At 55.5% G+C, this 21,656-nt stretch carries 15 protein-coding genes; 8 read left to right on the top strand and 7 right to left on the bottom strand.

The window, feature by feature from the left end; translation table 11 throughout:
• Positions 1–15: 15 nt before the first annotated feature.
• The 3 genes from HNI00_RS02045 (at position 16) to uvrC (ending at position 2,878) form a co-directional block, all read left to right on the top strand.
• On the top strand, positions 16–309 hold the full coding sequence (locus tag HNI00_RS02045; RefSeq protein WP_297079348.1) for a nucleotidyltransferase family protein: 294 nt from the start codon (positions 16–18) through the stop codon (positions 307–309).
• A complete protein-coding gene (locus tag HNI00_RS02040) occupies positions 306–653 on the top strand; it encodes a HepT-like ribonuclease domain-containing protein (RefSeq protein WP_316790239.1) in 348 nt (115 codons plus the stop codon). The genes HNI00_RS02045 and HNI00_RS02040 overlap by 4 nt, the downstream gene beginning before the upstream one ends.
• A 287-nt stretch (positions 654–940) precedes the next feature.
• Entirely contained in the window at positions 941–2,878 is a 1,938-nt protein-coding gene (gene uvrC / locus HNI00_RS02035; protein WP_316790238.1) for an excinuclease ABC subunit UvrC, read from the top strand.
• 11 nt (positions 2,879–2,889) lie between these two features.
• Here the strand turns inward: uvrC and HNI00_RS02030 are convergent, their stop codons facing one another.
• The 4 genes from HNI00_RS02030 to HNI00_RS02015 form a co-directional block, all read right to left on the bottom strand.
• Positions 2,890–3,150, bottom strand: a complete 261-nt coding sequence (locus HNI00_RS02030; RefSeq protein ID WP_316790237.1) for an FmdB family zinc ribbon protein — start codon at positions 3,148–3,150, stop codon at positions 2,890–2,892.
• Positions 3,151–3,280: 130 nt separating this feature from the next.
• Entirely contained in the window at positions 3,281–4,486 is a 1,206-nt protein-coding gene (fmdA, locus tag HNI00_RS02025; protein ID WP_172358650.1) for a formamidase, read from the bottom strand.
• 570 nt (positions 4,487–5,056) lie between these two features.
• Positions 5,057–5,761 carry a hypothetical protein gene (locus tag HNI00_RS02020; protein WP_316790236.1) on the bottom strand — a complete coding sequence of 235 codons (705 nt, stop codon included), beginning with the start codon at positions 5,759–5,761 and terminating at the stop codon, positions 5,057–5,059.
• Between the two features lie 724 nt (positions 5,762–6,485).
• The gene (locus HNI00_RS02015; RefSeq protein WP_316790235.1) at positions 6,486–6,755 is read right to left on the bottom strand and encodes a hypothetical protein; all 270 of its coding nucleotides are present in this window, start codon (positions 6,753–6,755) and stop codon (positions 6,486–6,488) included.
• A 139-nt stretch (positions 6,756–6,894) separates the two neighbouring features.
• Between HNI00_RS02015 and HNI00_RS02010 the strand changes: the two genes are divergently transcribed.
• The 5 genes from HNI00_RS02010 (at position 6,895) to bcsA (ending at position 18,758) form a co-directional block, all read left to right on the top strand.
• A complete protein-coding gene (locus HNI00_RS02010) occupies positions 6,895–9,099 on the top strand; it encodes a carbohydrate porin (RefSeq protein ID WP_316790233.1) in 2,205 nt (734 codons plus the stop codon).
• Positions 9,100–9,394: 295 nt separating this feature from the next.
• Positions 9,395–11,719 (top strand): tetratricopeptide repeat protein, encoded by a 2,325-nt coding sequence (locus HNI00_RS02005; protein WP_316790231.1) that lies wholly within the window; start codon positions 9,395–9,397, stop codon positions 11,717–11,719.
• A gap of 546 nt (positions 11,720–12,265) precedes the next feature.
• Positions 12,266–13,567, top strand: a complete 1,302-nt coding sequence (locus HNI00_RS02000; protein ID WP_316790229.1) for a family 8 glycosyl hydrolase — start codon at positions 12,266–12,268, stop codon at positions 13,565–13,567.
• 170 nt (positions 13,568–13,737) lie between these two features.
• On the top strand, positions 13,738–16,161 hold the full coding sequence (locus HNI00_RS01995) for a cellulose biosynthesis cyclic di-GMP-binding regulatory protein BcsB (protein WP_316790227.1): 2,424 nt from the start codon (positions 13,738–13,740) through the stop codon (positions 16,159–16,161).
• Between the two features lie 8 nt (positions 16,162–16,169).
• Positions 16,170–18,758 carry a UDP-forming cellulose synthase catalytic subunit gene (gene bcsA / locus HNI00_RS01990; RefSeq protein WP_316790225.1) on the top strand — a complete coding sequence of 863 codons (2,589 nt, stop codon included), beginning with the start codon at positions 16,170–16,172 and terminating at the stop codon, positions 18,756–18,758.
• 240 nt (positions 18,759–18,998) lie between these two features.
• Here the strand turns inward: bcsA and HNI00_RS01985 are convergent, their stop codons facing one another.
• From HNI00_RS01985 to ychF, 3 genes are all read right to left on the bottom strand, one after another.
• Positions 18,999–19,664, bottom strand: coding sequence for a ferritin-like domain-containing protein (locus HNI00_RS01985; RefSeq protein ID WP_316790223.1), 666 nt, complete (start codon positions 19,662–19,664; stop codon positions 18,999–19,001).
• A gap of 351 nt (positions 19,665–20,015) precedes the next feature.
• Positions 20,016–20,228 (bottom strand): DUF2839 domain-containing protein, encoded by a 213-nt coding sequence (locus HNI00_RS01980; RefSeq protein ID WP_172358643.1) that lies wholly within the window; start codon positions 20,226–20,228, stop codon positions 20,016–20,018.
• 205 nt (positions 20,229–20,433) lie between these two features.
• Positions 20,434–21,525, bottom strand: coding sequence for a redox-regulated ATPase YchF (ychF, locus tag HNI00_RS01975; RefSeq protein ID WP_172358642.1), 1,092 nt, complete (start codon positions 21,523–21,525; stop codon positions 20,434–20,436).
• Between the last annotated feature and the right edge of the window lie 131 nt (positions 21,526–21,656).

The following is a 21,656-nucleotide window of genomic DNA, read 5'->3' as shown; positions in this document are numbered from 1 at the left end:
AGGGGGTTGGCTTTGATGAAAACGCTGGAGGAGATTCAACAGCGGCTTATACAAAACAAACCATTCTTAGAAGATCATTACAAGGTTCGAGAGTTAGGCATTTTTGGTTCCTACATTAGGCAAGAACAGACCGAAACCAGCGATGTGGATGTACTAGTTGAGTTTTCTGAAACACCGAGCTTGCTGAAATTCATCAATCTAGAAAACTATCTCAGCGACACTCTAGGGGTTAAGGTCGATCTGGTGCATAAGGCTGGTTTAAAGCCCCGTATTGGCAAGCGAATTTTGGCAGAGGTTGTCTACGTTTGAGCCAGCGAGATGTTGCGAACTATTTGCAGGACATACTGGATTCTGTTAATGCGATTGAACAGTTCACGAATGGTCTTGAATTTGAAACTTTCTCGCAGAATCTAGAAAAAATCTTTGCAGTTTCCAGGGCGATTGAGATTATTGGCGAAGCGGTGAAGCGCATCCCTGATTCAGTTAGAAATCAATATCCGAATGTTCCCTGGAGGGACATTGCCGGAATGCGAGATAAGCTGATTCATGATTATTTCAATACAGATGTAGCGATTATTTGGAAGGCGGTTCAGGAGGACGTTCCCCAGCTAAAAATTATGGTTTCTGGCATTTTAGAAACCTTAGAAAAGTAATAACCAAGAGAAAATATCACATTATCTAGTCGGCTAAAAATAGACTGTCGGATTTCTCTCATCCCCGCCGACTGTACAGCCGCCTAAAATAGTAGTACATATGGCAGTACACACAGCTTAGTCTCGACGCTCTCGGTCTCGACGCTCAACGTCTGACCTCCCCCCGGATCATATGGAATAGCTGGAAAGCTGACCGTGTATCAGATTAATGCATCAGATTGGCAATCCAAAATCGTCAATCTAAAATCCAAAATCAACCCGCCCCATCTCTATCCCCCCTGTCCTGCGTGCCCTCATTGCCTCCTCTCACGCCCCTACTCAAAGATCCCGAACGCCTAGAAGCGCGGCTCAAGGAAATTCCCCAAGAGCCAGGGGTCTACTTTATGCGCGATGCTGCCGACAACATCGTTTACATCGGCAAATCCAAGAGCTTGCGGAGCCGCGTGCGGTCCTACTTTCGGGAAGACCCGTACCGGGAATATCGGATCGCCTGCATGACCAAGCAGGTAGCAGAAATCGAGTTCATCGTTACGGATACCGAAGCTGAAGCGCTGGCGCTGGAAGCCAATCTGATTAAGCAGCACCAGCCCCATTTCAACGTGCTGCTGAAGGACGACAAGAAGTATCCGTTTCTCTGCATCACCTGGAGCGAGGAGTATCCGCGCATCTTCATCACCCGCAAGCGCAAGCTCAACAGCAAGGATCGCTACTACGGTCCCTATGTCGATGTGGGGCTGCTGCGACGGACGCTGAACTTGGTCAAGCGCGTGTTTCCTCTGCGCCAGCGGCCGCAGCCGCTCTTCAAAGATCGCCCCTGCCTGAACTACGACATTGGGCGCTGTCCGGGTGTATGTCAGCGGCTGATTAGCCCGGAGGACTATCGCAAGACGCTGCAAAAGGTAGCGATGATCTTTCAAGGACGCACCCAGGAGCTAGAAGCCATCCTGACGACGGCCATGGAAAAGGCGGCCGAAGAGCTGAACTTTGAGTATGCGGCACGGCTGCGGGATCAGATTCGCGGGATTCAGTCGCTGGGGGCAGACCAGAAGGTGCAATCGCCAGACGATACCGTGTCACGAGATGCGATCGCCCTGGCAGCCGACGAACACCACGCCTGTATCCAGCTTTTTCAGATTCGAGCGGGGCGGCTGGTGGGGCGGCTAGGCTTTGTGGCGGATGCTCAGTCGGGCACGCCGGGAGCCATCTTGCAGCGAGTGCTGGAGGAGCATTATCAAACCGTAGAGGCGATCGAGATTCCGTCGGAAATCCTGGTGCAGCACGAGTTGCCTGATAGCGACATTCTGGCCGAATTTCTCACCCAGCGGCGCGGCCGCAAGGTACACATCTTTTTGCCGCAGCGCCAGACCAAGGCCGACCTGATCGACATGGTAGAGCGCAACGCAGGTTACGAACTGGCTCGCACCCAGCGCTTTGCCGATCGCAACCACCAGGCCATGCTCGACCTGGCAGAAATCCTCGACCTGCCCGACCTGCCCCACCGCATTGAGGGCTACGACATTTCCCATATTCAGGGGTCGGATGCCGTCGCGTCCCAGGTCGTGTTTATCGACGGAATGCCCGCCAAGCAGCACTATCGCCGCTACAAAATCAAAAATCCCACCGTGAAGTCGGGGCATTCTGATGACTTTGCCAGCATGGCGGAGGTGATTCAGCGTCGCTTTCGCCGCTATGCCCAAGACCCAAACCTCCAGCGAGTGGGCAATCCTGATTTTCCTGACCTGGTGATGATCGACGGCGGCAAGGGGCAGCTTTCGGCGGTGGTGGCCGTGCTGCGGGAGATGAATCTGCTAGAAGACGTGAAGGTGGTTAGCCTGGCCAAGCAGCGCGAAGAGATTTTTCTGCCGGGGGAGTCCCTGCCGCTGACAACGGAGGCCGAGCAGCCGGGGGTGCAGCTTTTGCGGCGACTGCGCGACGAGGCGCACCGCTTTGCCGTCAGTTTCCACCGACAGCAGCGGAGCGATCGCATGAGGCGCTCTCGCCTGGAGGATATTCCGGGTCTGGGGCATCACCGTCAAAAGCAGCTTCTGGCCCACTTCCGCTCGATCGACTATCTGCGCGAAGCCACTCCCCAGCAAATCACCGAAGTCCCCGGCATTGGCCCCAAAATGGCGCAGCAGATTTACGACTACTTTCATCCGCAGCAGGATCGGGAAGATGAACTGCAAGCGGAATCAGCATCATCCTCATGGCTAACTAATGGCTAACTAATGGCTAACTAATGGCTAATCATCCACGGACGACCCCCGGTGTGATTTTTGACCCTTGGGGGCGATCGCTCTTCTGTGCGCTGAACTAGTTTGGGTTCCTTCGCTTCCTGCTTGAGGCGGAGCGAGCCTGACAGGATGGTCGGCGGCGAGAAAATGCGCTGGGCTGGCTGCTGACAGGTGGGACATTCAGCGGGGAGATTGCGCTCATCGAGCGATCGCCACTGATCAAAAACGTCACACTCCGGACAGCGAAATTCGTACAACGGCATAGTTGTTCTGCGTCCTGCAATTTTGGTTCATACTTTCAGTTTTTACCCTTAGCTCCTTCTCTGCGATACCTAAAAAAGGTAGCGGGGCAAAAAGGTAGCGGGGCGAGGCAGTAGGACAAAAGGGGCGATCCTAAACAGGTAAGATATTTTGATCAAAAATTTCTGTCGGAATCGCCAGCGTCGCGCAGGCATTTGGAATGTCTACAATGCCGCTCACCCGACCTTCCACCGGGGCACAACTGAGCAATAGATAAGCCTGTTCGCCCGTATAGCCAAATTTCTTCAAATATTCAATCGCATTCAAACAGGCCCGCCGATACGCAATGTGGACATCCATGTAATATTGCTTGCCCGTGAATTCATCGACCGAAATTCCCTCAAAAACCAGGTATTCCGAATATCTAGGTTCAACAGGGCCCGGCTTAAAGATAGGATTCACCATGCCATATTTCTCCATGCCGCCCTTGATAATGTCCACATGCAGATCGATATAGCCCGACATTTCGATCGCACCGCAGAACGAAATTTCTCCATCCCCTTGGGAGAAGTGAATGTCTCCCATCGAAAGCTTTGCGCCTTCGACGTAAACCGGAAAGTAAATGCGCGTGCCCTTCGAGAGGTTCTTAATGTCGCAGTTGCCTCCATGTTCTCGCGGTGGCACGGTTCGCGCCGCTTCGGCCGCAACTCGCCCATACTCAGAAGCCGGAAGCGTACCCAGAATGGCGTTCGTCGGGTTCGGCAAGGCAGCCAAGACGGGTGCATCACCCGAAAGCCCCGCTCCGTAGGTTCGCAAATCGGGCGCAGTTTGCACGAGTTCTGCTTCGCGCTGGTTCCAGGTTGCGAGCAATTCATGGGATGGAGCGCAGCCGATTAGTCCAGGGTGAATAATGCCTGCAAACCGCACTCCTGGAATATGCCTTGAAGTGGTGTAAATGCCTTGAAAATCCCAAATTGCCTTCGCAGAATCCGGGAAATGATCGGTTAAAAAACCGCCTCCATTTTTCTTATCAAAAATCCCCGTAAAGCCCCATTCATCCCCCTGCAATGCCCCAATATCGAGCAGATCCACCACTAGAATATCTCCCGGCTGGGCCCCATTGACCCAGATTGGCCCGCTGAGGACATGCACCACGGTCAAATCCACATCGCGGATATCGTCAGGACTGTCGTTGTTCTTGATTTGCCCATCGGTCCAGTCCTTACATTCAATCCGAAAGATGTCCCCCGGATTGACAGAGACAACGGCGGGAATTTCTGGATGCCAGCGATTGTGCCCAGGCAATTCCTGCTCGTTCATGGGTTTGGTCAAGTCTACCTTAAATAGCGTTTTTGGCATAGGAAGTCTCCCCAATTGTTTGGGATTGATGAATCATTTCTTGCTTGAGGTATTTCGTTTTTATAGAATTGCAAATCGGCAGAGTTGCATAACGCAGGAGCGCAGGTAAAAGCCTGTATAGCCCTTCCGGTATTGACTCCTTGCATGCCTCAACATGTATACCTCAACATGTATGCCTCAACATTTGAAATCAGGTTAAAAGCTGTTTGGCAATTTCGTATCGTATGTTCAGGCACTCATGTAAACTGTCAAATTGACTACTGAAAGACGTGGCTCTCCTGCTGCAAAAAGGCAAATTCAGGGCGATCGCCCTACCCCAAAAGTTTCATTATTTGAAATCTTTTTACAACTTCATTTAACGCAACACAAAAACAAAAAATAAAACCATCTCCCCAGGAATCCTGAAGCGCTTTAATCCTTCCGCTTCAATCATCTGGAAAGATGGTTTCTGTCGTGTAATTCCCTTCTCGCAAGCCCCTTCCAGGCAGGACTTAAGAAAACTATCGAGAGCCGAATTCAAACTCCAGCTTGCCTAACTTGCCTAATCAAAACAACTCAAGGGATGGCAATCTATCGCAGCATTTCGTCCGGCTTCAGCGGCGCAGTTGTTTTACGCCAGGAGGTCGATTCTTGAGTCGCGTTAGCCTGACTGGTTCGCGATGCGGCTGTGCGCTTGCTGCGACGAACTCCATCTGCGAGTCGAGAGGTTTGGGGCGGGGTGGTTTGTCCTGTGGGCAGGGCGATCGCCATCATCCGACTCGCTTGCAGATACAGTTCCCCATCGGGCGTAAAGCGTGCCAGAGCAGCCTGGAGCGACGTATCTAGCTTTTCTACTTCTGCCTTAAAGTTTTCAGGTTGATTGACCGGATCAAAGGTTACCAAAAACGTCACATTGGCATCCGGATTGAAAATCACATTCGCATCTTGCTGGCTCAATTGCCAGGCTTCCTGAAACTTTCCATCTGGCGCAATCTGCCACAGGTTTAGCTCCGCCTGCCAGTTTCCTTGTCCGACTTCAGCAATCTGACGATCCAAAATGGCATAGGGAATATCGGTTTCGCTATTGGTTTCAGGGTTTGCGCCTTCGACCAAATATCGAACCGCAGAAACCGTGATTTTGGTCTTGCTGGGCAGAGAGGTCGTGCCCGAAACCGTATACGTACCACCGCCTTCGTCCTGGATTTCGCGAATAGATAAGTTAAGTGGGGTGCCGGAGTTGGTCAGACCACGCAAGTTCGTAGGGGCAGACGAGCAGCTTAGAGAACCAACTGCCATAACCGAAATCAGCCCTAAGAGAACCAGTCTTTTGAAGATCAAATTCGTCGTTGTTTGACAAGTTGTGTTGGACAGGGTGCGGGGCATAGTGCTGAAGGATATTTTTCGAGCTTGGTTTTGCGTGTAGTTAAAGACGATTTGGCTAGCTTGGCGTAGGAACGACAACATGAGAACGACTGAGGGGGTTGAGAATGTTTAGGAATGGACAATTTTCAAGATTTGAACCGGATTCGTCGATGGGGACAATGTACAGTGGACGGGATGGGTTAACCGAGTGAACCAGATTTTGATTGACGATCGGTACAAGTCGAGTCTAAACATGAGTTGGGCGATCGCACGAAATCCACAAAGTTTGAACGTAAATCCGCCTCAAACTTCATCTAACCTACATAAGGTTGCCCCCAACCCTTAAAACCTTCATCATGATGCGGAAGTGATTCATGGCTTGGATATTAACCAGTTTGCTCAAGAGTATCTCGCTCAATAGCCGATCCACCTCCAGTTCTGCGCTGGTCTGGCTGGGATTGGGACTCGTGCTTGCCAACACTGCCACAGGATCTGCCTCTGCTGATGTGCCGGCTCAGCCCCCCTCCGATTCCAATTTCCTGTCACAGAGCGCGACTCCAGAGATTCCGACAAACTCAGCCAGCGGTAGTGTCGCCCATGAACCAGTAGCGGTGAGCAAAAATTTATCCGAGGTTCTGCGTCCGGCGATCGCCCAACATCATCCACCTGCCGCGCCAATTGCTTCTGATGCAACTACTTCCGACTCGGCTGCTTCCAACATAAGTAGTGCAGACCCTAATAGTGCAAGCTCTAATAGTGCAAGCTCTAATAGTGCAAACCCTAATAGTGCAAGCCCTGAAATGACCCGTGCGATTGCAGCAGCCGAATCCGCAGCGGCAAATGCAGCAGGGGTCTCAATCAACCCAAACAGTTTTATCAGGATCGGGGCGGCTGTCGAACCTGACACCCCAGCATCAGCCTCAACCATCCCTCCGGCTGCACCTTCGACCCTATCTTTAGGACTTCCAGGGGCGATCGCGGGTTCCTCTACTCCCTTCACGTTTTACCCTGTTACCCCGGGCGCTCCAGTCGGCGGTACGGCTGCCATCCCTCAAATGCCTGTCCAAATGACTGGGCAAATGCCCGGACTGGTTCCTGGAACCCCAGGCTCTCCCCTCCCAACCGCCTACGGCACACTACAGTCTGGAATGGCTGGTGCATTGCCCCAGGGCCCAAGCCCCAGTTCCTCGGCTCCCTTCGTGTTCTACATGCCAGCTCAGCCAGGTTATCCAGTCCAGCCTGTGCCCAGCGCTGGTAACGGCTTTAGTAATGGACTGGGCAACATTGCAGGCGGCCCAGCCACCTATCCAGCCACTGTCATCGGCTATCTGCCCAACGGCACGCCTGTCCCCGTCGTCGTGCAGATGCCTGTAGCAGGCTATGGCTACCCCAGTGGGTCGGCTGTCGGCTATGCCAATCCCTACGCACCTGTCTCGGCTCCCGGACAAGTCTTTCCCGGACAAGCCTTTCCCGGACAAGCCTTTCCCGGACAAGCTTTGAATCCAAATGCAAGCTTTGTCTTTCAACCGCCAATGCCCCAGGGCGCGGCTCTATCGATGCCCGGTGGAATGCCGGGGTATGGCTACGGCGGTCAGCCACAGGCCAGCCCGATGGGCCTCACACCCGGTGGGGTTCCCAGCATTCCTGGCTACGGCTTGGCTCCGGGCTTTGCCACACCCTACAGCGCTCCGGGTAGCGTTGCTACAGGGCAGCCCAACTATGGCTATATGGGGCAGTCCAGCATGGGACAGCCCAGCTATAGCTATGGCGGATATGGCTATGGCAACGCAACCCAAAGTGGCATGAGCGCCAGCGCTCCGACCCTACCGATGGGCATGTCTGGGAGTGCGATGCAGTACCAAACTCCGGGTTGGCCGATGCCGACCTGGCAAGGGCCCGCCGCAGTCCCCACAGTTCCACCGCTGGAGTTTGCGCCGCTGAGCGTCCCTGCTGCGCCTTCTAGAACCGGCAACCCCTCTACGCCGCTGCCGCCGCCGCCTTACCAAAGCCAGACCGTTCCTGCTGGGGGTGCAGCGCCAGTGGGCCCTGTGCTAGCACAGACTCTACCACCGACCTTCGTGCCAAACACCCAGCCTATCCAACCTGCGCCGCTGCCGACGCAAAATCCGGGCTTTGGCTTTCAGCAGCCGGGATTTCAGCAGCCAGGGATTCAAACGATTCCCGTTGCGCCACCGGGCACGGCAAATCAGCTTGCGCCCATTCCCAGTGCGCCGGTGTTGGGTCAGCCCTTTCCCGCAACCACGGGGCAGGAGACTCTACCAGGACGACGCGAAGCCCTGACTCAACCCGTCCTGCAATTTCAAGCAGGCGCAATTTACCAAGGCGACGAATTTTCGGCACGAGGACGGCTGAGCGGCATCTATCCGTTCTCTCCCAATTTCCTGGTGGGAGGCTCACTGGATTTGGCAACAGGTGAGGCGTTTACGGACGATGACGGTCTGAACCTAAATGAGCTTTACATTGCGGCATCTCTGCCGGATATCCCCAGTTTGCGTCTGGTGGCGGGGCAGATGGATTTGACCTCATACTTTGACCGCAACAGCTTTGCCAAAGATTCGCTGACGCACTTTTTCAATCCCGTGTTTCAGACCAACCCGGCGCTGGCGGCAGCGGCAATTGGTTCCCGTCCCGGCATTCTGCTGAACTGGAGCATTACCGATAACCTGGAAGCAAAGGTTGCGACCTTCTCTTCGGATCGGAGTATTGATGACTTTGCGCTGAATGCGTTTGCGGGCGAAATCGGGTTCCGAGTCGGCAACCTGATCCTGCGAGGGACGTATACTTCGTCGATTGACGGCGGCAAAAATGACGGCTTCCGCGAGTCGGGTATCGCCCCACGGGGAGACGGGACGTTTGGGATTGATTCGGATGACCAGGAAAGCGCTTACGGCGTGAATGCTGAACTGTTCATTCCTGAACTCAATCTGGGTTTGTTTGGGCGCTATGGTCAGTATTACAACCGGGATCTGGACGAGTCGGGCGATACCTATAGCTTTGGGTTCAACCTGTTTGACCTGTTCCGGGATGGCGATCGCCTTGGTTTGGGCTATGGTCAGGCACTTTCCAATGCGGGTCTACGTCAAAGTGCCGGGGCCCGCCGTCCCGATGTGCTAGAGGTCTTCTATGACCTGCCTGTGGCTCGCAATATCCGCATGGGCTTTACGTTCCAGCAGCTCAATGAGTTTTCGGAATCCATCGCTGGGGTTCGCCTGAGGGCTGATTTTGATGTCCTGCCGCGCGGCAGTTTCTAAGTCGCCGTCGCGTTGCCCCCCGTTCAGTCCCCCCTGTTTGGTTCCTCCCCTGTTTGGTCACGCGGCTGGAGTTGGAGTATTCAACGGGCGCAGATGAACTGCGCCCACCAGATGGCTAAAGGGCTAAAGGATGACTAAAGTTAGTAACCCAGAATTATTCCAGCTTGGAACGGTTTTGGGCAGCGCGTAATTTTGATTTGATAAGATGCCGCCCGTTGAGGCAATCCATAGGGGCGATCGCCCAAGGCGGAAATCCCATTATGAAAACCCCATTTTGAGGCAGATTGGCAGACTGATGAAACAGTTGCAAACACAAATCAGTTGTTTGGCTGGGCTGGCGCTGTTGAGCAGTTCTCTGCTGGGAACGCTGACACTAACCGCGCCACCTGCCCTAGCCCAAGCAGTTCCGTCGGAAGTGCGTCGGGGCTATACGCTGCTCAACCAGGGCTTGGTGGATCAGGCGATTCGCGTTTTTCAACAAGTACTCCGCTCTAATTCGCAATCGCTGGAGGCGCAGTTGGGTTTGGCGATCGCCCTTCGTCGGGCTGGGCGCGATGCCGATGCGTTCAATGCCTATCGCCGCGTGCTGGAGCTAGACCCCAACAATCGGCTGGCGCTGTTGACGGTGGGCGTGCTGGGCGGATTTCGTCCCGAATGGCAGGCGCAAGGGATCGAAGCGCTAAACCGATTGCTCACGATTAACCCCAACGACAACGAAGCGCGGGCCCAGCGGGCGCTGTTGCTGGGCTATCAGGGGCGCTTTGCCGAGTCGCTGGCAGACTATGCCATTGTGCTGCAAAACAACCCAACCCCCGAAGCGGTGCTGGGTGCGGCAGAAATCCACGCCTACGCCGGAGAATATCAGCGCAGTCTGGACTTGTTTAACCGCTATCGAGCGACGGGCCGGCCCATTCGGGATGGACAGGCGATCGCCTATGCCCTGGCTCTGCGAGAAACGGGGAGTGCGGGCCAGGCGGTAGAAGTGCTGGAGGCAGAACTGCGGCGATTCCCGCAGGGATCGCTTCGCGAATCGCGCACCCTCGACAGCACTACGATTCAAATCCGCTCGGCGCTGGCATCGGCCTATGCTGCCAATGGCCAGGTCAACCAGGCGGCTTCGGTGATCACGCCGCTGCGGGGTCGCCAGGATTCTCGCCTGGCCCTGGCGCGGGCGCTGAACGATATTGCCCGCTACAGCAGCAGTCCCGCCTATGCTCAGGAGGCGATCGCCCTGTATCGAGAGGTGCTTCAGTCGCCCCAGCTCACGGTGGGCATGGCGCGAGAGGTGGCAGACGTGCTAAGCGGCTATCCGTCGGAGCAGGCCCTCGCGCTGGAAGTCTATCGCCAACTGTCCCAACAGCAGCCGACCGACGTGGGCTTGCAGGTGCAGGTGGCCGTTCTAGAACGCCAGGTCGGGCTGATTACAAACCAAACGTTCCAGCAGCGGCTCCAGACCTATTTTCAGCCGCTCCCTCCCGATCCGGCACAACTCAGGGCGATCGCCCAGGCCCTTATCCGACTTGATTCCCCCGGCATTGAGCTATTGCCCTATTACCAGGCCTTGGTAAATTCTGGGGTGAACGAGCCATTTCTGAACTTCCGCATCGCCCAAATCCACATTCGACGAGGAGATTTAGCCTCCGCCCGCAGTGCGCTGGTGGCCTATTCCGCCACCTCGGCCGGTCAGCAAGACCCCTTCGCGATTCAACTGCTGCTGGCAGAAATCGACCGCCGCGAGGGCAATCCCGAAGCCGCCGCCCAGCGCTACCAGTCCATCCTGGTCAGTAATCCGGGCGATCGCGGCGTGGTGATTGGAGCGCTGCAAGGGCTGGCAGGCATCCGCCAATCTCAGGGGCGCACGGCCGAAGCGCTGACGATTTACGACCAGATTGTCGCCCTCGACCCAACGGACTACGCCAAGGTACTGGGGCGCACCAGCCTCGCCTATCAGGCAGGGTTCCTGGGCGTTGGAGAAGCCGAAGCCGTGCTGAATGCGTGGCTGGCTAGCCGCCCGCTGACCGATACCCCGCCAGAACTGTATAGCCTGGCCGGGGCCCTGCCCGCCAACCCCCAGCGAGAGCCGTTGTATAATGCACTGCTCCAGGCAGATCCGGAGAATATTCCGGTGCGGATTCGCCAACTCCAGGTTGTGTCAGTTCGCAATCCCCAGCTTGCTCAGGCGCAGATCCGCCAGATTATCGCCCGCGACCCAGACAACCTCGGCGCTTATTTTGTACAGGCGCAGTTGGCTCAGGAGCAGGGCAATTTAGGACTATCGGCCCAAGCCTATGAGGAAATTTTGCGGCGATCGCCCGGTAATATCGATGCCCTATCGGCTCTGGGCGGCGTGCGATTCCAGCAGCGTCGCTATAACTCGGCATCGATGATCTACAGCGAGGTGCTAGCTATTCAGCCGAACAACCCAGCGGCTCAAAGTGCGCTTTTGGGATTAACCGCTGCTCAGGGCAACAAGCTCGAAGCGCTGGCGCAAATTGCAGCCATGCAGTCTCAAGCGGCGCAGATGGGCGGCATGAATCAGGTTCTTGTCCGCCAGGCCCAGCAAATCGAGGAAAGCTTTTTGCAACAGCGCGGATTTCAGCCTTATTGGGAGCGTTTCTAAGGCTGGGAGCCTGTCTAAAAAGTCACCCAATTCTCGACTTTCACAGCCTCAACACCGACCGCCTAGCAGACTATTTCCAATGGTGATTTCAATGCTGAACGGTCGGTGTTGTTTTTGCAGATTCAGTCTTCCTACTGAAGTATTTTTACCAATTTATACCTGCCTCGAATCACTCTATTTGGACTGTTGGGGTCGGGGCAAAGACCCCCTATGGTCAAAGGCTTCAAGGGTAGCAGGCACCAGATCTTTCAGGCATTTCCACAGTATTTCCATAGCATTTCCACAGCATTTTCAGGTGTTTTATTGCGGTGGCTAGATTAGGGAAATGGCGATCGCCCAGTGGATTTGCAGCCTGAATATAAATCTTTAGTCAAATGTGAATCTTCCGTAAGGCGCGGCGTTTTTCGTTGGATGTGCGGATGATTTTGGATTGTCATGGATGAAGGAACCGTTCTAGTTTTTCTTGCCTTCTTTATCTCGCTGAGAGTTTTTCTCTGAGATTCCTGCTGAGACTTCCTGAAAAGAGCGCACTTTGAACGCTGGTCTATGCAACTTTTTCAACTCGCCGCCTCCAGCCTGAGACCGTTGGCGATCGCCCTGGCGCTAGTGTTTGGCTCAACCCTGGCGGGCTGCAACGACTCCGGGCTATCCCAGGGGACACCCCCCGATACAACCGTCGTGTCCCAAACAGGCGACCCCCCTGAGCCAACCCCAGGGGCGATCGTCTCCAAACAACTCCTCCTCACTGAAAGTTGGAGTGCCTACCGAGAAAGATTTATCCAGCAAGACGGCCGCGTCATCGACTGGGAAGCCGACGAACGAACTACCTCCGAGGGGCAGGCCTACGCTATGCTCCGCGCCGTCTTTATGGACGACCCCGAAACCTTCGCTCAAACCCTGAACTGGGCCGAGGAAAACCTCCAGCGGATGGATGCAAACGGCAAGCGCCGGGACAACCTCTGGGCCTGGAAGTGGGGAAAAGACGCAGACGGCAATTGGACGATTTTGGACGAGAATTTCGCCAGCGATGCCGATATCGACGCAGTGACCGCCCTCATCCTCGCAGCCCGCCGCTGGAACCGTCCGGATTATCTCCAGCTAGCGCGTATAAAGCTGAGAGATCTTTGGACTCTCTCAACAGTGGCTGTCCCCCCTCACTCTGCTCGTGCCTCCGATTCCCAGCCAGCCAGCGAGCAGCGCTATCTGCTGCCGGGGCCCAAGGAAGCGTTTCAGCCCCAGCCAGACCTGCTTCACCTCAATCCCTCCTATCTCGCACCCTACGCCTTCCGCCTATTTGCCCAGATAGATGGCGATCGCAACTGGCTGAGCCTAGTAGACAGCAGCTACAAGATCCTGCGCGAATCTTCCCAGCTTTCATCCGCCAAACTGCCCAGCGATTGGGTCGCCCTCAACACCACCACAAACAGCTATATTCCGTTGCGTCCCCCCAGCCCGATCCGCAGCATTTATGGATTCGATGCGTATCGAGTTTGGTGGCGGGTTGGAATTGATGCCCAGTGGTTTAACGAGCCTGCCGCCTGGGAATACTTGCAGCAGCACTTGCCGTCGCTGGAATCCAAATGGAAAGCCCAGCAAAAGATTCCAGCACAGATTGACCTGCAAGGTCAGCCGCTTGTGCCTTACGAATCTACATCCCAATACGGCATGTTGTTTGCGGCATTTCAATTAACAAACCCTCAAATTGCTGAGCAAATTTATCAGCAAAAGCTTCTTCCTGCTTATCAAAACGGCTTTTGGGATAACGACTCTGCGTACTACGCACAAAATCTGGCTTGGTTTGGGCTACTTGCATCTACTGATGTGGCTGTGAATTGGCTTCAGCCTTAGACCGACCCGTAAACCCCCTTTACTAGTAGAGAGACAGGTCTATGTTTCGTTCGCTGCGTCAATGGTTCCTTACGTTTAATCGAGACCACTCACCCAACGCCTCTCCCGCTGGTCGGACACGCCGGAAGCGTGTCAAACGAAACCAAACCCTGGCAATTCTGCTCGTTCTCTTGGGTCTAGGAGCGGGCCTGAGCCTGCTGCCCAGCGCATCCGCGCAAACCAGCGTGCAGCAGCGAGAAAATACGCTGATCCGGGAGTTGTCCTTGCCGAATCGGCCAGCGGCTCCGCCAAACTTTCAGCCTGCGCCCCGCCCCGCCCCTGCCGTGCGTCGGGCCGCGCCCGCCCAGCCGCCCAGCCAGCCATCTCGTCCGGCCGCTCGTCCTGCGGCCCCGGCCAGCCCAGCCCGGCCAGCCGCGAACCCCCAGCCAGCGAACCCGCCCGCTGCCACCGCGTCGCCCGCCGCGCCCAAGCCAGAACCCACCTACCAGCATGTGATTGAGTTCAACCGCAGCCCGGTGGTGGGCAACCGCCTCCGCATGGAAGGCGTATACCCGACGGCTCGACTTGGGTTTAACCGTCCCCGTCAGTGGGATGTCAAAACTGCCAAGCTCGTACTGCGGTTCCAGCACTCGCCGTCGCTGCTGTCTGATCGCTCAAGCCTGACGGTTCGGGTAAACGATACCAGCGTGGGCAGCGTGCCGCTGAATCGTCCCAATTCTCAGATTGGTCAGGTGGTCTTCGAGGTGCCGTCCAATCTAATTCAGGACTACAACGAGATTTCAATTCTGGCAGAGCAGCAGACGAATGAAGACTGCACCGTTGCCACCGACCCGACCTTGTGGACCGAGATTCTACCCGATTCCAAGGTCATTCTGGACTATGCGTTAGAGTCTGTTCCGCTGGATTTCAGCCGCTATCCGTTCCCGTTCATTGACACCCTCAGTCTCGATACCAATCAGATTACGTATCTACGGCCCCGCGCTTACAGCGACACCTGGCTTAATGCAGCAGCCATCTTTCAGGCCGAGGCAGGGCGGATCGTGGACTTTCGCCCGCTCAATACTCGGCTAGTGGGCAGTTTGGATAACCTCCAGTGGAACGATCGCGTGGTCATTCTGGGTACTCCAGCAGAACAGCCTGTTCTGTCAGACTTATCGCTGCCGCTGCCGATTCGCAACGGTCAGCTTTTGGACGGAAACAACACGCCGCTGCCCGGCGATACGGGCGTTTTAATGTTGACCACGCTGAAAGACAACGGTTTACCCGTTCTCGTAGCAACGGGAAATTCGGCGGCGGGTGTGCAGAAGGCGGTGCAGTTCCTAGTGCAGACCAAAGAGGCGCAGATTGGTACGGGTCAGGTGTTAACGGTGACCAATCTGGTGAATGAGCCGTCGCCTGCACCCCGCGAGTGGCCAGGCTATTTGCCCACGCGCAATAGCTTTACCCTGCGTGATTTAACCACGCTCGGCGGACAAAACTTTGAAGACATTACGGTGCATGGCACGAATGCACCGCCCATTGAAATTCCGTTCCGGGCGCTGCCCGATGACCGCTTTTCGCGGGGCAGCCGCATGAGGGTGGATTATAGCTACAGCGCTCAGGTTGATCCACGCACTTCGACGGTGGAAGTACGGCTGGATGATGTGACGATTGGCTCTAAGCGGCTGAATTCTGCAAAGGGCGGTCGCGATTCGCTGGATGTGGATTTGCCCGCAGCGCTGATTCAGCCAGATTCGCAGTTGAATGTGGTGTTTAACTTAAATCCGCGCTCTGCTGAGGTCTGTGGTTTATCCAGAGATCAGTCCCTCTGGGGAACGCTGCATGGCGACACGGACTTTAATCTGAAGCGAGACATCTTCACTCGGATGCCGGATTTGAGGCTACTGCAATTTGGCTATCCGTTTGCCGCACCGCAGGATTTGTCGGAGACGGCGTTTGTGGTGCCGAGTGCCCCACGGGATGCGGATGTGCGAACCATGCTGGCGGTGAGTGAACGCCTGGGTCGGCTGAGCCGCGCCAATTCGGTGAATCTGCAAGTTTACACGGGCGGCAATCTGCCTGCTGAGGCGCGGGGCATGAACTTGGTAGGAATTGGGACGCGCGATCGCTTCCCATTGCCCGAAGTGATGGAGTCTGGTGGTTTTGAACTCCGCAATCTGTTTTCGCGGGGCTGGCGCGGCACGCGGGTGCAGGCTTTGCCTGATGGCCAGGGTGTGGTGAAGCTGATGGTGTCGCCGAATAATGGCGATCGCGCGGTGTTGGCCATCACCGGACAGAGCGAACAGGGCCTCACCGACGCAGCAGAAGTGTTCAAGCGCGACCCGCTGTTTGCTCAACTCAACGGCGACACGGTGCTGATTAGCCGAAACAAGCCCAATCCATCGCCCAATGACCCCTATGCTTACAAGCTCGATATCCTGCGGGAGGAACCGCTCCAGCAGGTGCAAAGAACCGGATTCCTGAGTCGAGTCTCCATCTTTATTCAAGACAACTGGTTCCTGCTGCCGACGGGCATTCTGTTAATCTCACTGCTGCTGTATGGCATTTCTCAGCTCTACGTTAATCGGCTCGCCAAGTCAGGAGAGGTAAAATGACGAGTTCCATGTCTCAAGCCCCCGTCGAACCCGTCTCTCGTCAGCAGCCGTGGATTGCGCGGTGGCTGCTGCGAGTGCCGAACTGGTTTGACCGCTTTTTTCCCAGGGCACGCAGCACGCAGCTCTTTTGGCTGGTCATTGGTCTGATGGTGCTGTCTGTGCCGCTAATCGTCACGCCGCTAAAAATCTGGCAGCAGGGCGTTGTGGCAGTGATTCTGATCCTGCTGGGCTGGGCTGTGGTGAAGCTAGAGCAGTGGCAAACCCAGCGCCAAGCAAGCGAGTATCTGCATCTGTTCCTGGCCTGGCTGAGTATCGTCACAACGATGCGGTATCTCTATTACCGCACAAGCTATACGCTGAACCTGGATGGCTGGCTCAATGCAACCTTCAGTATTGTGCTGTTCATGGCGGAGCTATATGCGATCGCCACGCTGTTTCTGTCCTATTTTCAGACGCTAAAACTGCGCGATCGCCAGCCCGTCGATCTGTCTGGCATTCCCCAAAGTCAATGGTTCACCGTTGACGTATACATTCCCACCTACAACGAGGATGTCGAGATCGTCCGCAAGACGGCCCTCGCGGCTCTGGCGCTGGACTACCCCGAAGAGAAAAAGCGAGTCTATGTGCTAGACGACGGACGGAAATTTCCCGATCGTCGGGAAAAGCTGCGCCGCATGTGTGAAGAAATTGGCTGCACTATGCTGACGCGGGACAACAACGACCACGCCAAAGCAGGCAATATCAATACTGCTATGCGCCGCACGCGAGGCGACCTGGTGCTAATCCTGGACTGCGACCACATTCCATCGCGGCAGTTTCTTCAGGAAACGGTCGGCTTTTTCTACAACGCCAAGGTCGCACTCGTCCAAACCCCGCACTGGTTTTACAACCCTGATCCCTTCGAGCGCAACCTGCTGACTCAGGGACGAGTCCCCGTCGGCAACGAGCTGTTCTACAAGGTGGTGCAAAAGGGCAACGATTTTTGGAACGCTACCTTCTTCTGTGGTTCGGCCGCAGTCATTCGCCGCGACTACGTGCTGCGGATTGGCGGGATTGCCGTAGAAACCGTGACCGAGGACTGTCACACCTCACTGCGGCTACACTCCCTGGGCTATGAGTCGGTTTACTACGACAAAATCATGGTGGCAGGGTTGGCACCGGAGAAATTCTCCTCCTACGTGGGGCAGCAGGTGCGCTGGGCGCGAGGCATGGCACAAATCCTGCGGCTAGAGAATCCGCTGTTTAACCGCAAACTCAAGCTCACGCTGCCACAGCGGTTGTGCTACACCTCCGCCACCACCCACTTTTTCTTTGGGTTTCCGCGCATCATGTATGCACTATCGCCGGTGCTGTACCTGCTGTTTGGTATTAACCTGATTCGTGGTCTGGGTGTGGAAACGCTGGTGTACGCATTACCTCACATTGCCCTGGCGCTAAATGCCAACTACATCACCGCCAAAGAAGTCCGCTTTTCGTTCTGGAACGAAGTGTTTGAATACGCGATGGCGTTTCAGGATGGCATTGTGACCTTTATGGCGCTGATTAACCCCAAGCTGGGCAGCTTCAACGTGACCGACAAGGGTGTGAAGGTCACAAAACGTAGCTTCGATTACGAATCTGCCAAAGCCTCCCTGATTGTTGTGTCGCTACTGGTGCTGTCGCTGCTGGCCGTCCCTTTCTGGCTGGTGCTTCAGCCCGAAGCAAAAGAAGCCGTCATCATCAACGCCGCTTGGTGTGTGTTTAACCTGGTGCTGCTGGTGGCGGCGCTGCTGGTAGCCTATGAACAGCCGCAACTGCGTCGGGCACACCGTCTGGAACGCAAGCTGGGTGCAGTTATCTACGGCAACAACAACGAAACCCTGTCTGGCAAGACGCTGGATGTCAGCGAGAACGGGGCGCGGATCGTGCTGGATAGCTGGCCGAACCTGCCCGATGCGGTTGAAATCGAACTCACTGGCGACTTTGGCAAGCGAGCGTTTTTGGATGCGCGGGTGATTCGAGTTGACCCGATTAGCGAAGACCAGGTCGTTGTGGCAGTGGACTTTGTAAACCTGTCGCAGTCTCAAAATGATGCGCTGGTGCTGGTGCTGTATTCCGACGTGGAGGAATGGTACGCGCAGAAGCGTACTGAAATCGACCGTCCATTCCAATCGCTGGCGTTTTTGGCGACGGGCTTGCTGCGGGCTTTCCGCGATCCCAAACCCGCTACACCGACTGAAGTTCGCAAGCAAATCCACGCCGCCGCTCAGATTTATTGGGAGGGGCAGTTTTATCCCGGCATTGCCAAGGAGATTAGTTCGCGCAGCCTGCGGATTGAAATGGACGGCAACCTGCTGCCCAACATCGAGATGTTGCAGCAAGCTCAGCCGCCTGTGGGTCTGCTGCTGAGCCAGCATACGACAGATGACAATCCGAAGCGTCTGGTGGGGCAGATTGAAGACGTGCGGGTTTCCAATGCCCAGTCATCTGACGGCGTGGTGTTTTTGGTGAATCGCTCGGCAGGCGGCGTGACGGCGGATGTCGAGGTCTCTTTTCCTGCACACCTGGATGCACGGCAAGGTTCCAAGATTCGCCAACTGCTGCGCGATTTGGAGTAGGCGTTCTCGCATCAGATCTGTCCAGAGTTCAGCTTCTAAGAGACTGGCAGAGTTTACGAGCAGGACTTACGCACTTGCGATAAGCTCTTTGGGTTTTAGACCATTTCTCGCGGGCGCAGCCCGCGAGAAATGGTCTAACTGCGTAAATCCTAACGAGTTTGAAAACGTTTGAAGACGTTTGAAGACAACGATGCGCCCCGAAGCAGTTCGGAGCGCATTTTTTTGAGAGTATAAATCTACCTAAACCGTTAGAATCCAGGCATTTCGGGTTTCGGCACTGACAAAGGAAGCGGGGACAGGCTGAATATCCACGCCGAGAGATTGAATTGCCGCCCGAATCAGGGTCGCGTGGCTGGCTTCGGTCGAGCCGATGCTGGCTCCAGCGGTAATCAGCGCGGGCGTTTTGAGCATGGCAATTTCCTGGCTATAGGCGATCGCCGCGTCGGTTTCCAGCGCCAGCGCCAGCTTTGCAATATTCACGTCCGAATCCAGGTTTCCTTCGCCCCGCTGGAGATAGGAGGACAAATCGTAGCTGGACTCTGCTTGAACGGGCGTGCCGCCCAGACTGCGGATGACATTCGCCAGAGCATCGCGGTGCTGCATGTGATCTGCTTGGTTCGCGAGGGCGATCGCCTTTACGGCATTACCCACGTTAGAACCCGTCAGCTTGCCCGCAGCAGCACTGTAGGCCCAGATAGCAGCGTGTTCATAAAACAGGGCCTTGTTGAGGATCTCAATATCATTGCGGCGATCGCCCTCCGTCGAGGCATCGGCCGTTCCTGCAATGAGCGGCACGCTCAGCACACTCGCCGCACCCACAATAGCCCCACCTGTCAGCATTTGGCGACGAGACAAGCCCTGCGCCTGTCGAGCGCGACCCAGCCATTCAGATTTGCGTCGGTTCATCGTTCGAGTTCTCCTACAAAAGTTCTGCAAAAAGGCACCAAAAATCAGCGACCCGTGCCAGTTCAGCCCCAGCCAACTCTGTGCCAAACACCGCACCAGAGTGGCCAGTCCTGAAACTTGCTCAAATCGCCGGATGGCTCCAATTCAACCCATGCACTCCAAGGATTTGGAGCGCAAATTAATGGATGAACTGCGCCCGTCTAGAGGAATATACGGACGTGCTCATTCGCCGGATTTTCATAGGGGAAAAGTTTTTTAGAGAAATCGGTCGCGTCTAGAATCCAACCGGGCCTGCTGCCAGGTCTGCAACTGGGCCTGAAACTAGGACGCACAGAGCGCAACCAGAGCCGACTAGCTCAATTCCCACCAGCCCAGACTGGGGCCAATAAACCGAACCACGACCCAATACACCACCAACAGGGCGATCCCAATCCACGCGCCCCGCGTTGTGATTTGCGAAAACAGCTTTGCCTGGCTGGGCTTGATGGGAATACCCGGCAGAATGTTGTCTTCCTGCCCGTATTTCTCGCCCAGAGATTCCTTGCGTCGCTTCGAGTCTCCCATTGCGCTTTGCCTCATCAAAATCAAGTCTCACGACCAAATCAGGACTTACGCACTTTCAATAAGCTTTCTGGGTTTTGGACAATTTCTCGCGGGCTGCGCCCGTGAGAAATTGTCCAACTGCGTCAGTCCTACAAATATCAAAATCAAAGACTTCAGTCACGGAGTCTAAAAAGCTGATTAACCGTTCCCAAGCTGCACGTTAAAACTACACGTTAAAGCGGAACAGCATGACATCCCCTTCCTGCACCAGATATTCCTTGCCTTCGCTGCGAACCAATCCCTTTTCCTTCGCCGCCGCCATAGAACCTGTGGCTACCAAATCATCATAGGCCACCGTTTCTGCGCGAATAAAGCCCCGCTCGAAGTCAGTGTGAATCACGCCTGCCGCTTGGGGAGCTAGCATCCCAGCACGAATCGTCCAGGCACGAGTTTCCTTAGGGCCCGTGGTGAAGTAGGTGCGGAGTCCCAGCAGATCGTAGGTTGCGCGAATCAGGGATTTCAGCCCGCCTTCTTGCACCCCCAGCGATTCCAGAAAATCGGCCCGCTCCTCTTCCGAGAGTTCGATGAGTTCTGATTCGACCTGGGCTGATACTACGACGACTTGGGCATTTTCTGCGGCGGCGATCGCCCGCACCTGCTCCACCCACTCATTGCCCGTCGCCAGGTCATCCTCCGACACGTTTGCCGCATAGATCACGGGCTTGCGCGTCAGCAGCCCCAGCGGTTTTATGATGGCCTCCTCCTCATCCGTCAGTTCCACCAGTCGCGCCGACTTGCCCTCGTTCAGCACCACCAGCAGTTTGTCTAACACGGCCAACTCTGCCTGAGCATCTTTGCTAGTTTTTGCCTGCTTGCGAGTGCGATCGGCCCGCTTTTCGAGTTGCGACAAATCTGCCAGCGCTAGTTCCAGGTTGATGACCTCAATGTCGCGCACCGGATCGACCGAGCCTGCAACGTGAATAATGTCGTCGTTTTCAAAACAGCGCACCACATGGACAATCGCGTCCACCTCGCGGATATTTGCCAGAAACTGATTGCCCAGCCCCTCGCCCTTGCTGGCCCCTTTGACTAACCCAGCAATATCCACAAACTCTACCCGCGCTGGAATAATCTCGGCAGAGTTGGAAATCTTTGCCAGCACTGCCAGCCGTTCGTCTGGCACGGCGACGACTCCTGTATTGGGTTCGATGGTGCAAAAGGGAAAGTTAGCCGCCTGCGCTTTGGCATTGGCCACCACCGCGTTAAAGAGGGTCGATTTGCCCACGTTGGGCAGTCCGACAATTCCAGCTTGAAGCATAGAGCAATTGGGTAAAGAAGGAGAAATCAGCAGACCAGTTCAGTCAGTCAGGGCGCGTCTCTCGTCAAAGATGGCAGGTTCTGTAAGCGGCTGACCCCTGATCAGCCCGTCAACATTCCGCAATATACTAG

Origin of the sequence: Thermoleptolyngbya oregonensis NK1-22, assembly GCF_032705245.1 — a bacterium.
GTDB classification, from domain to species: domain Bacteria; phylum Cyanobacteriota; class Cyanobacteriia; order Elainellales; family Elainellaceae; genus Thermoleptolyngbya; species Thermoleptolyngbya sichuanensis.
The sequence above is the reverse complement of the archived record's forward strand: the minus strand, read 5'-3'. Positions and strand labels throughout refer to the sequence as shown.